Origin of the sequence: Paenibacillus sp. WLX2291, from assembly GCF_046603665.1 — a bacterium.
Taxonomy (GTDB): Bacteria; Bacillota; Bacilli; order Paenibacillales; family Paenibacillaceae; genus Saccharibacillus.
The window spans coordinates 2829150-2841220 of the sequence record NZ_CP176755.1 but is presented as its reverse complement, the minus strand read 5'-3'; the positions used below and the strand labels follow the sequence as shown (position 1 = coordinate 2841220).

Below are 12071 nucleotides of genomic sequence, written 5' to 3'. Positions count from 1 at the left end.
CTTTCCAACACATGGATAGGTGTTCCATTATTTGCAACTCTGTATAAGAAGATAGAGGAGCAAGCGGAACTTTTCTTCCGTTATCCATGTTTGTTGCGATGGTATACATAGGCTGTACCGTAGAATGGATCTCACTCAAGCCACATGGAAATGGCATGTTTCATGTCAGATTCATACCCCCACTTTACTGGAACAGGAGAGAATGATTTGAAAAAAACAGCAGGTTTTCTACTCGCAGGCAGTTTGTTGATCAGCACTCAGTCGTCCGTATTTGCCGCCGAAGATGTACATCCGCTTGGCGAATATACACCGAAAGTAGTCAGTCAGACTTCCATATCCGGTGATGAGAAAGTATGGTCTTTTCTGGAACAGCAAAATCGCTCATTAACAACAAATGATGCATCCTCTGAGGCGTCATCGGATTATATCCGTCAGCGCTTTGAGATTACGAAGCGTCAGCCGGATTCGGCAACTGGCACAGATCACTATCGTCTGGCACAAACGTATGAAGGTGTGCCGATCTATGGAGCAGATCAAACACTGCATTTTGATCCATCGGGCAAAGTATCCCTTTATCTCGGTAAGGTCGTAGACGATGTATATGGCAAGCTGGCTTCGTCTCAAGGCAATGTGACAGAGGAAGTATATAGTAAACAAGACAGCAAACAAACGCTATCTTCTCCAGCAGTAACAGAGGATGTATATCCATCAGATTCGGATAACAATGAATCTAGTGTAGACAGTAAGTCCCTTGTTACACCAAAGTTGAGCACTGCTGAGGCGATCCGAATTGCGCAGAAGGATACAGCAGCAGTGATTGGAAGCTCGGTTCATCCACTGGACGATCCGACAGCTACATTGTATATATATGCTCCAGAAGGACAAGAGGCACACCTCGTCTATATGACGGAAGTGAATCTGCTGGACCCGGAGCCGGTACGTACGCGTTATTTTATTGATGCCAAAAATGGATCTATCGTACAGAAGCAGCAGCTGCTGGAGCATGCAACAGGCACAGGTAAAGGCGTGCTAGGTGATACCAAATCGTTAACGGTAGCTCAAGTCGGTACACGTCATCTGCTGCGCGACACGACGCGTGGCGGCGGTATTGAGACATATACGATTAATAATCGCACCTCTGGCTCGCTGAGTACGATATCCAGCTCGAGTTCTACTTTTAACGATCCAGCAGCTGTTGACGCTCATGCGTATGCCGCCAAAGTGTATGACTTCTACAAAGAGAAGTTCAAACGCAACAGTCTGGATGGTTCTGGCTTGCGTATTCAGTCGGTCACTCACTATGGTTCCAAATATAACAACGCCTTCTGGAATGGTTCTTATATGATCTATGGGGATGGAGATGGTAAGGTATTCGCTCCATTGTCTGGGGCGCTTGATGTGGTCGCTCACGAGATGACGCACGGCGTTATTGAGCATACCGCCAATCTGGAATATGAGAATCAGTCAGGTGCATTGAATGAAGCGATTGCTGATATGTTCGGTAATGCCATTCAAGGTAAAAATGACTGGCTAATTGGTGAAGATGTGTATACGCCGAGCAAAGCGGGTGATGCACTGCGATCTATGGCAGATCCAACTTTGTATGGAGATCCGGCTCATATGGATCAGTACAAAAACTTGCCCAACACCGAAGATGGGGATTGGGGCGGTGTTCACACAAACAGTGGCATTCCGAACAAAACATATTATTTGCTGTCTCACGGAGGTACATTTGAAGGTGTAACGGTAAACGGCATCGGTAACAGTCAAGCTATTGCGATTGTTTATCGCGCACTGACACTGTATCTGACGTCCACATCTGACTTTGCTGACTTCCGGGCAGCAATGACACAGGCTTCTACAGACCTGTATGGCGCTGGCTCCACGCAAACCACTTCCGTCAAGGATGCTTTCGACGCAGTGGGGATCTTCTAATAGATAGGCTGTTATGCCTGCTTATCGTTTCCTGTTGGACTCATAGTGGTATATGTATCTAATGAAGGAAACAGGCACAAACAGTAAGTATTGCAGATGAGAAGAGTCGGATAATAAATCCAGTGTCTGCTCATCGCAATGCAAATGTCTGAATGTGACATAAAATGTTGGTTTCGGACATTGTGTTTTGCTACGGCTGGTCAACCCCCTTGATCAGCCGTATTTGCATGTTCTAATCTATTGATATTATTTTGTCGTATATTCATAATAGCTAAAATGATTCCAAACGCCCAATATTGATTAACTATTGGGCGTTTTTATTGTGTATTTTGATTGTTTTCATGAATTTGGGTACGGAAGTTGAATGGAATAGGGACTATAATCCCAATGTAAAATGTTGTTTCATGTCGTGAAAAGTGGTTATAATTACATATAATCTTTCTTTATAGATGCAATAAATTTGTTTTGGAAGAAAATTTTCAAAAAAAGCAACAAATATTCAAAGAAAGATGCTATTATAGTCAGCAGAAACAATCATTTCTCTTTGAAAACCCACAAAATAGAAGGAGTGGAAGACATGGAACGCGAATTAGCATTGGAAATTGTAAGAGTAACTGAAGTCGCAGCATTGGCTTCGGCTCCGTGGATGGGTCGCGGTGACAAGAACAGTGCAGACGAGGCAGCAACATTAGCCATGAGAGCTATGTTTGATTCCGTATCAGTCAATGGTACGGTTGTAATCGGCGAAGGAGAAATGGACGAAGCACCGATGCTGTATATCGGCGAGAAGCTAGGAAGTACTCAGGCTCCTGAAGTGGATGTCGCTGTAGATCCACTGGAAGGCACCGTCATTGTAGCGAAGGGGTTGAATAATGCATTATCCGTAATCGCTGTAGCGGACAAGGGTAATCTGCTCCATGCACCAGACATGTATATGGAGAAGCTGGCCGTTGGTCCGGCACTTGTTGGTAAACTCAGCATTGAAGACCCGGTGGATGTCACGTTGCGCAAGGCAGCGAAGGCGCTGGGTAAGAAAATGGCGGATTTGACGGTTATGATTCTGGATCGTGATCGTCATGAAAGTACGATCAAAACATTGCGCAAAACGGGCGTTCGTATCAAGTTCCTAAGCGATGGCGACGTAGCGGGTGCGATGGCTCCAGCTTTCCCGGAAGCCGGTATTGATCTATACATTGGTTCTGGCGGTGCGCCTGAAGGTGTACTGGCGGCTGCGGCGCTCTCATGCCTTGGCGGTGAAATTCAGGGACGTCTCATGCCTGCCAATGCCGACGAATTTGCTCGTTGTAAGGCGATGGGCATTGAAGATCCGTATCGTGTATTGACGATGCAGGATATGATCGGTACAGACGATGTGATCTTCGCTGCAACGGGTGTTACACCGGGCGAGATTCTGGGCGGTGTGCGTTATGTAGGTGACGAACGCGCAGAAACGCATTCCATCGTGATGAGAGCTAAAACCAAAACGATTCGTTATATCAAGTCACTTCATTATTTGCCGAATAAAGAAGTGCTGCACAAGATCGCCAAAATTCAGTCGACTGGTAATCCAGAAGACCGTCGCACGGCAGCCGTGGAATCGGCGACAAGCAAGAAACAGCAGGCTGCCGTCAAACAGGCGCAATAAGCGTCTGAAGCTTTACTGGGTTAAGGTTTACATCGTAATATCCGTTTCTCGTCCTATTGCTATCGCTTGTGGCCTCCCCCACAACGATATGATCCTTTGGGATCGCAATAGAAGGAAGACGGGTATGCTTTCTCCGCATTACCTCCGTGATTTGGACAGTCCGCATGTCGGGCTGTCCCTTTTTTTGTTTGAACTACGTTTATAAAAGGTATAGGATGAATGAATATCATTTTGAATACGGCAAGGGAGATGAATGCGATGGGGCATATCATACAGCCGGATTGGGAACAGCTGCGGCAGCAATTTTATATCGTGAATGAGCCGCAACCTGATGTGTTGTACCGGATTCCATTTGTGGAGCTAGCAACACCGCAGGGAATGAAGTCATTTCTTGAAGACTATGCGCCCAGACTGGGAGCGCCGGATCTTGTACCGGCGGCAACTTTTTTCTGCTCATGGCTGACTGGATTACCGCTGGCGGTGCAATACTATTTATCTGTGCATCAAACTGCGATGCGTCTGTCCTTACAGCAGTTAACACTGAATATGTATATGAGCGGACCATATTGTCAGTTTGCTTTTGAAGCGGATACGCTTTGGTTGGAGCCTGTGTCTGGTGATCGGGATTTGTTGCGGTATCATACAGTAGCAGCGATGTATGAAGATATTTTACGACCGCTGCTTGAAAGTATGGCAGCAGTGACAGGTGAGCATGTACGTATGCTGTGGCGGCAAATACCGGCACGGTATTATTATTTTGTGCAGCTGTGGCAGCAGCAGGTGGAGGAGCCGGTGCGTATTCGGTTAGAACAGGATTTGAACTATGTGCTGAACGAGCTGCCAGCGGATGTATTTGCGCTCAGTCGCAATCCACTGCGGGTTCCACCACGTTATACTGACAATCTGGAACGTAGCGGACAGGTATTGATTCGCAGTGCCTGCTGTTTGTACCATAAGATGGACAGCGGCGATTACTGTTTTAACTGTCCTAAAATGAGCGAGGGTGTGCGTGAAGAGCGGCGGCTCGCCTATGAATCGAAGGAGGGGTAATATGATTATTGGTGTTATTTCGGATACTCATCTATTCCGGCATCGGCTGACTTTGCCACAACAGGTATGGGATGGTCTGGCAGATGTCGATTTAATACTTCATGCAGGTGACTTCTGTGATTGGGGCGTATATGAATTGCTATCTGAGGTTGCTCCGGTTGAAGCGATTGCCGGAAATAATGATTCACAGAGCATTGTGGACAAGCTGGGACGGCGCAAGATTATTAAAGTGGGCGGCAAGAACATTGGAATCGTACACGGAGATGGCGGATTTCGAGGGACGACCCAGGATCGCGCGTTTCGTTCATTTGAGCCTGGTGAAGTTGATGTGATCGTGTTTGGTCATTCGCATATTCCGTTTGCGGAAGAACGCGATGGTGTACTATTATTTAATCCGGGTTCTCCGACCGACAAACGGATGCAGCCTCGTTATTCTTATGGCAAACTTTTCATTGAGGATGAAGATATTCGATATGAGCATTACTTTTTCGATAAAGAGCAGAAACGTGGATAAAATAACATGGGAATACCGCACATCGTTGGTGTGCGGTATATTTTTGTGCCAATGTGCAAATCGTGATCAATAGATGCATCCATTATTATTAGGAATTATGCCCAAGAAATTGGATTATTATCAGGCATACATGTAAAAATTTACAATATGATGCAATATACATAAAAATTCAAAATTATTCATGAGAAGGGTTCTTCATTTTCATATGGATAAATTATCCAACTGATGCTAGTGTTGAGTTGTACCCGCTGCAATACAATCTACTGCGGGTAACAATAGAATAACGAAGGAGAGAGTAAGAAAATGAAGAAATGGTTCGTCTCATTCATGGCAGGTACGGTGCTAGCTTCGGTTATGACAATCGTTCCAGCAACAACGACAGTATCAGCAGCAACGTCGGCAACACCGGGAGTACAGAATACAACGATCATCGTAAAAAGTGGCGAAGTATTCGACGGTAAAGGTCAACGTTATATCGCAGGTAGCGCACTGGGTGATGGCAGTCAACAAGAAGGACAAAAACCTATTTTCCGTATCGAAAATGGTGGCGCCATCAAAAACGTAGTCATCGGTGCACCTGCGGCAGACGGCATACATACGTACGGTAATGCAACGCTGCAAAATATCGTTTGGGAAGATATCGGTGAAGATGCCCTTACGATCAAACAAAAAGGGAATGTAACGCTGGATGGTGGTTCTGCTACCAATGGCGACGATAAAATGTTCCAGATTAACGCGGAAGCTACATTTACCGTCAAAAACTTCAAAGGCTCCAATGCCGGTAAATTCATCCGTCAGTTGGGTGGCAGCACGTTTAAAGTTAATGTCATTATCGACCGCTGTGATATCTCTAATATGAAAGAATCTATTTTCCGTACAGACAGCAGTACATCCACTGTGAAAATGACCAACACTCGTTATCACAATATCCCGACCAAATTCCGTGGCGTGAACTCGGCGAATATTTCTGAAAGCGGCAATGTACAATACTGATTCTTACCGGGATCAATAGCAAATGAACGGCTGTATAGATTGAATCTGTTTCTGCTGACTGTTTCGTACTATGCGATACAATGATCATTGCTACAGTATCGACAGCAGCAGGAATGCCCCCTTTTCAAGGTGATAACCGTTATGCCATATCCCCCCATATGTTGCATAAGGATCATACTCTGATCGGAAAGTGTCCGAGGTACCGCTATCTAGCGGTACTTTTTTATTTTTTATTTGTTTTTAAGAATTCTATGAGCTGTTCTTAATGTTGTTCATACAAAATACATATACATCATATTTAATAGACGAGGAGGAATAACCAAGCCGTCATAACTGCTCGATCCCAATATCTGTCATCCTCATCCGGAACGGAACAAGACGAGCAACAGTAAAGGATGCGTCAGATCATCCAATTACCAATTCGGGAGGAAGTCCAATGGAACCAAGAACCACTACTGTATCTCGCGTAAGAGTAGATATTCCCCTCATTCTCATCTTGATTTTATCTGCATTTCTGAATATCTGGAATATCTGGGATAACGGAAATGCCAACTCGTACTATACAGCTGCTATTACAAGCATGCTGCAAAGCTTCCATAATTTCTTCTATGCTTCATTTGATCCCGCGGGATTCGTAACGATTGATAAGCCGCCTGTAGCGTTCTGGATTCAGACGTTGTTTGCGGCGATATTTGGCGTGCACGGATGGAGTGTTACTTTACCTGCGGCACTGGCAGGTGTAGGTTCGGTCGGTCTTCTTTATGCAATCGTCAAACCGACCTTCGGTCTGACAGCTGCTCGTGTGGCTGCGCTGTTCATGGCAATTACGCCGGTAGCAGTAGCTGTCCAACGCTCGAACAACGTGGACGGCATTCTCGTGTTCACGCTGCTGCTGGCATCGTGGATGCTATTAAAAGGTGTCCGTCTGCAAAAAATCGGCTGGATCGTCGGCGGATTCGCGATGATCGGCGTCGCCTTTAACGAAAAAATGCTACAGGCGTATATGATTTTGCCTGCATTGTATCTGTTCTATCTGCTCGCTTACAAAGTAAACTGGAAAAAGAAACTGTCTGTACTGGTACTCGGTACGATTGCATTGGCAGGGGTATCGCTCTCATGGCCTGTCATTGTCGATAGTGTTCCGGCAGATCAGCGTCCTTATATCGGTAGTAGCCAGACAAACTCTGTACTGGAGTTAGCATTCGGTTATAACGGTGTGAGCCGTCTGACTGGTGAAACGCAAAGCTTCGGTAATATGGGTGGTGGCGGTGGAATGCCGGGTATGACCGGTACAACAACCGAGAATGGTGCCACTGCAACAGGTACAACTGGTGGAGCAACATCGACGACAGGGCAAACATCGACCGAAAACGGTGCAGCTGGTAATGCTATGGGTGCCGGTATGCAAGGCGGCAATATGCAGCCTCCGGGTGGCAGTGATAACGGTCGTCGTACCGGCGGTATGTTCAACACGGGTGAAGTCGGTCCGTTCCGACTGTTCCAAAAAGAACTGTCCGGACAGGCAAGTCTGCTTCTGCCATTTGCAATCATTTCACTGATTGCACTGTTTGCAGGTGTACGTCGTAACAATTGGCGTCGTCTAGAGCATACGGAGATTGTATTCTGGTTGATGTGGCTAATTCCGGTTGCTGGATTCTTCAGCATCGCGAACTTCTTCCATCAGTATTATCTGATTATGCTAGCACCGCCAGTTGCGGCGATTGCAGCAGCGGGTCTGGTTGCACAATGGCGTTATTATTGTGAAGGCAAAGGCTGGTTATCATGGCTGCTGCCAATCAGTGTGTTATTGACGGCTGCCTTCCAGCTGTATGTCATTTATCCGTATCGCAACGAGATTGCTTCGGTCTGGTTCTATCTGATCGCAGCATTGGGCATCATCGCAACGGTCGCATTGATTGTAGTACCACGCGTCAAAGCGTTGCATAATGCCAAAACGTATGTCGTTTCTGGAGCCATCGGCGCGTTGTTGCTCACACCTCTGTACTGGTCTTCTTTCCCACTAATGAATCCTTCTAGCAATATCGCACTGCCATACGGCGGTCCGGTAACGGAAATGGGCTTTGGCGGTGGAGGTGGCAACCGTGCAGGCGGCATGGGCATGGGTAACGGTCAACGTCAGCCTGGCATGAATAATGGAACAGGCGCAACAACCGGAACCGAGAACGGAATGGGTACAGGTATGAACGGTACAGGTACCAATGGTGCCGGAACAAACGGAACAGGTACAACCGGCAACGGTGGTATGAACGGAAATGACGGTATGACTGCACCGACAGGTACGCCTCCGGGTGGTACAGGCACTGGCGCTACTGGCGGTGGTACAACACGCACGGGCGGTACACGCGGTGGCGGTATGGGCATGGGCGAATCGGTCAATGAGAAGCTACTGACGTATGTGACGGAGAATAATACAGGTGAGAAATACCTGTTTGCTGTTAGCAACTCCAACTCTGCTTCTTCCTATATTATCAAAACTGGCAAAGCGGTTATGGCAATGGGTGGCTATAGCGGTAGCGATCCAATCCTGACGCTCGATAAACTGAAAGCATTGATCAAAGCCGGAGAGATCAAGTACTTCCTGCTTGGCGGTATGGGTCGCGGTGGTTCAAGTGACATTACCGAATGGATTGAGCAGAACGGTACAGAAGTTCCATCATCCGAATGGGAAGAAACCACAACATCTGTTGTACAAAATGCGTTGTCTGGCAAAGACAGTACATCCACTTCCGATACTTCTAGCACGATAGCCAATGGCATGAATCGTACTGATGGTATGACTGGCGGATTTGGTGGCTTCGGTATGATGAGTAATACTCTGTACGAAATCACACCGGAAGATGTGACCGATTGATTTTATGAAATACAATATCTACTTTTCATAAGGATATTCTTACCGAATCGTTCTTCATGATCCCATCGTTTGCGATATGATTGCAGCGATGGGATTTTTTATGTTCGTATCTCTTGAGCGAATCCAATAGATTACCTATCGGTATTTTAGGAAATAGTCATCCAATTATGGATGCATTACGTTTCATATTATATAGAAGGTTTACATATTAACGTATACGCATGTTACGAAAGTATACTTTATATCCGAACTGTAGGAGGTTCCCATATGATCGATAGCAACACCATATATGATTGCATTATTGTAGGAGGAGGCATTGCCGGGTTACAGGCGGCAATTCAACTTGGACGTTATTCCGCACACCGGATACTCGTAATTGATGCTGGCAAAGGACGATCGACGTTTTGCCAAAACTATGGAAATATACTCGGTTTTCCAGATGGCATTTCCGGTGATGAATTACGTCAAATTGGACATAGCCAGGCTGAGCCACTGGGCGTAGAATTTCATGCCGATCGCATCCTAGAAGCAAAAAAAGAAGACGATCAATTTTTGCTAAAAGGAGCGGAAGGGGAAAGTTATCGCGCACGTACATTATTATTGGCGACCGGTCTGATTGATCGCTTCCCACGTTTGCCGGGATTGATCGAAACGCTTGGTCACAGTGTGTATGTCTGCCCGGATTGTGATGGATATGAGATCGAAGGACGTCGTACTCTAGTTATGGGAGCAGGCGAGGCTGGCGCACAGATGGCTTTGATCTTATCGACACGCACCGACCAGCTGGTGTATATCAACCATGAGAGTAAACCGTTCAAACCGGAGACGATGGAACGGTTACGCGAAAGCGGAATTGAATATATAGAGGCAGCAATCAAACATATCCATCAGGAGGAAGCAGGCGTATTGCAAAGCGTAGAATTAGAAGATGGTCAATTGCTGGAAGCGGAGCGTGGATTTATCGCTTTTGGTGGCAATCATGTCAATTCTGAGCTTGCCGAGCAGCTCGGCGTAGAAACACTGCACAATCATCATATAGAGACACATCCACGTTCCAAAATGACCAATATCGAGAATGTCTGGGTTGCGGGCGATCTGGCGGCACATTCGGAGCAGGCGAACATCGCGATGGGTGAAGGTGCACAAGCTGCGATCTGGATTAATAAAACATTGAACAAAATGAATAAAGTCTATGCGAATCGTCAAGATCAACAACATACCATTCACTCTTGATTGGTAGCTGACTTATTCGAACAGAGCTTTCTGCCGATAAACGTGTGTGCACGTATCCGCAGAAGGCTTTTTGTCCCTATGTGGTGGTGCATTGATATAGAAATGGATACCGTTCTTTTGCGTTCCTTTCTCTCGACCAGTGTGTTATGATGAAGTTGATATACTATTTTATTGCCAGGTGGGATGGAATATTGAGTTTATATCCTAAAAAGGGGTTTAAGCTTGTTACTATCGTCAGCTTTATTATTGTCGTATCGATTGTACTCACAATGATCATTTCCATTCATTCTGCTTATAATGTCAGTAAACAATCCCTGGTTAATAATTATTTGAGCGGCAATTATGATCGGGCTATGGATCTGTCTGCCACGACCGGAGATTTGCTAGAGCGTATTCAGAAAAGTATCCATTCAATGGCTGAAATGTGGAAGCGCGATGGCAGTATTGATCAGGCCCGGCTGGATGATTTGTATCTGACAAACAGTGAATATTTTAATTCCCTGACAGTAGTACGCAATGACTTTACCGTAACAGGGGTTGCACCGACGAGTGTCAATTTGAAAATTGGGCAAACATTGGATAGCGATACTAGCCGTGCGATTGTAAAAGCACGCGATGATATGGTGACCAATCCGTTTGTCGGAAAAACAGGAAACTTAGTTGTACTGGTGACCAGTCCATTATTTGATAAAAACAACAAGTATTATGGATATATCGCAGGAACGATTTATTTGCATGAGTCTAACATGATGCAGCTGGTCTTACAGCAGGATTATGATAGTGATGGCTCGTATGTATATGCGGTCGATTCCAAAGGCAATGTTATTTTTCATCCTGATGCAGCGATGATTGGCAAAAATATCGCTTCCAACGAAGCGGTATGGAAAGTAATCGCTGGATTGAACGGATCGGTCACGTATACGGACAATAATCAGGTAGAGTATTACGCCGGTTATGCGTACAATATGAAGTCCGGCTGGGGCATCGTATCGCAAACACCGGCAAGTATAATCAATGAGCCATTGAATAATCTGCTGCAAAGCAGTACGTTACAATCGCTACCGCTGCTGCTGATTACATTGGCGGCAGGATGGGTGCTGACCTATCTGGTCGTTCGTCCGTTGCACCGACTTGCAGAATATTCTAACAAGATGTTAACCGAGTGGAACTCAGGTGATCTGCCGCCTGTTCGATCTGCCACGTATGAGATCAAATCGCTGTATAACAGTTTGCGTATAACGACACGGCAATTGCAAACGTACATCAATAAGCTGCGTAACGAGACGGCATTGGACGGATTGACCGGTCTTGCCAATCGACGTAACTTTGATGCGACGCTGGAAACGTGGTGTCTGGATACGGAGCCGTTTGCATTGATTATGGTCGATATCGATCATTTCAAACGGGTCAATGATACGCATGGGCATCTGGTTGGTGACCGGGTCATTCAGTTCCTCGCATCTACGATGCGTAATGTATCGCGTGAGGGTGATCTGTGTTTCCGATATGGTGGAGAAGAACTTGGTATTCTGCTACGTGGCTGCAATGTGACGCGCGCATATATTGTAGCAGAACGTCTGCGTCAACTGGTTAGCAGCACACCGGGACCTTCCGGTCAGCTTATTACTGTCTCGCTTGGCGTCGTCGTTTTCCCTGAACAGGGAGATTCGCCGAATGATCTGATTGCAAAGGCGGATGAGTCGCTGTATACATCCAAACGTGAAGGAAGAAATCGCACGACGGTCTTTTCTAGTGAAATGATGCCAGATTCCTATTCAGGACCTAGCAAGCATTGATGGATGAACCAGACCGGAACGATAGAATTATGA

The 12071-nt window shown here is 46.1% G+C and carries 8 protein-coding genes; all 8 read left to right on the top strand.

What is annotated here, in order from left to right:
• The first annotated feature begins 207 nt into the window (after window positions 1–207).
• The 8 genes from ACDE64_RS12115 to ACDE64_RS12080 all read left to right on the top strand — a co-directional run bounded on the left by ACDE64_RS12115 (window position 208) and on the right by ACDE64_RS12080 (window position 12038).
• A complete protein-coding gene (locus tag ACDE64_RS12115; protein ID WP_411346924.1) occupies window positions 208–1935 on the top strand; it encodes a M4 family metallopeptidase in 1728 nt (575 codons plus the stop codon).
• A gap of 577 nt (window positions 1936–2512) precedes the next feature.
• The gene (gene glpX, locus ACDE64_RS12110; protein WP_411342459.1) at window positions 2513–3580 is read left to right on the top strand and encodes a class II fructose-bisphosphatase; all 1068 of its coding nucleotides are present in this window, start codon (window positions 2513–2515) and stop codon (window positions 3578–3580) included.
• A gap of 258 nt (window positions 3581–3838) precedes the next feature.
• Window positions 3839–4630 (top strand): (2Fe-2S)-binding protein, encoded by a 792-nt coding sequence (locus ACDE64_RS12105; RefSeq protein ID WP_411346923.1) that lies wholly within the window; start codon window positions 3839–3841, stop codon window positions 4628–4630.
• Between the two features lies 1 nt (window position 4631).
• Window positions 4632–5144, top strand: a complete 513-nt coding sequence (locus tag ACDE64_RS12100; protein WP_411346922.1) for a metallophosphoesterase family protein — start codon at window positions 4632–4634, stop codon at window positions 5142–5144.
• Between the two features lie 354 nt (window positions 5145–5498).
• Entirely contained in the window at window positions 5499–6137 is a 639-nt protein-coding gene (locus tag ACDE64_RS12095; protein ID WP_411350282.1) for a pectate lyase, read from the top strand.
• A 436-nt stretch (window positions 6138–6573) separates the two neighbouring features.
• Window positions 6574–9009 (top strand): glycosyltransferase family 39 protein, encoded by a 2436-nt coding sequence (locus ACDE64_RS12090; RefSeq protein ID WP_411346921.1) that lies wholly within the window; start codon window positions 6574–6576, stop codon window positions 9007–9009.
• A gap of 267 nt (window positions 9010–9276) precedes the next feature.
• Complete coding sequence (locus tag ACDE64_RS12085; RefSeq protein ID WP_411346920.1) at window positions 9277–10242, top strand: NAD(P)/FAD-dependent oxidoreductase; 966 nt, start codon at window positions 9277–9279, stop codon at window positions 10240–10242.
• A gap of 191 nt (window positions 10243–10433) precedes the next feature.
• The gene (locus ACDE64_RS12080) at window positions 10434–12038 is read left to right on the top strand and encodes a diguanylate cyclase domain-containing protein (RefSeq protein WP_411346919.1); all 1605 of its coding nucleotides are present in this window, start codon (window positions 10434–10436) and stop codon (window positions 12036–12038) included.
• The last annotated feature ends 33 nt before the right edge of the window (window positions 12039–12071 follow it).

Excerpts from the sequence above, each read along its gene's own strand:
- glpX (WP_411342459.1), top strand. The coding sequence starts at position 2,513 with ATGGAACGCGAATTAGCATTGGAAATTGTAAGAGTAACTGAAGTCGCA.
- ACDE64_RS12105 (WP_411346923.1), top strand. The coding sequence starts at position 3,839 with ATGGGGCATATCATACAGCCGGATTGGGAACAGCTGCGGCAGCAATTT.
- ACDE64_RS12100 (WP_411346922.1), top strand. The coding sequence starts at position 4,632 with ATGATTATTGGTGTTATTTCGGATACTCATCTATTCCGGCATCGGCTG.
- ACDE64_RS12095 (WP_411350282.1), top strand. The coding sequence starts at position 5,499 with ATGACAATCGTTCCAGCAACAACGACAGTATCAGCAGCAACGTCGGCA.
- ACDE64_RS12090 (WP_411346921.1), top strand. The coding sequence starts at position 6,574 with ATGGAACCAAGAACCACTACTGTATCTCGCGTAAGAGTAGATATTCCC.
- ACDE64_RS12085 (WP_411346920.1), top strand. The coding sequence starts at position 9,277 with ATGATCGATAGCAACACCATATATGATTGCATTATTGTAGGAGGAGGC.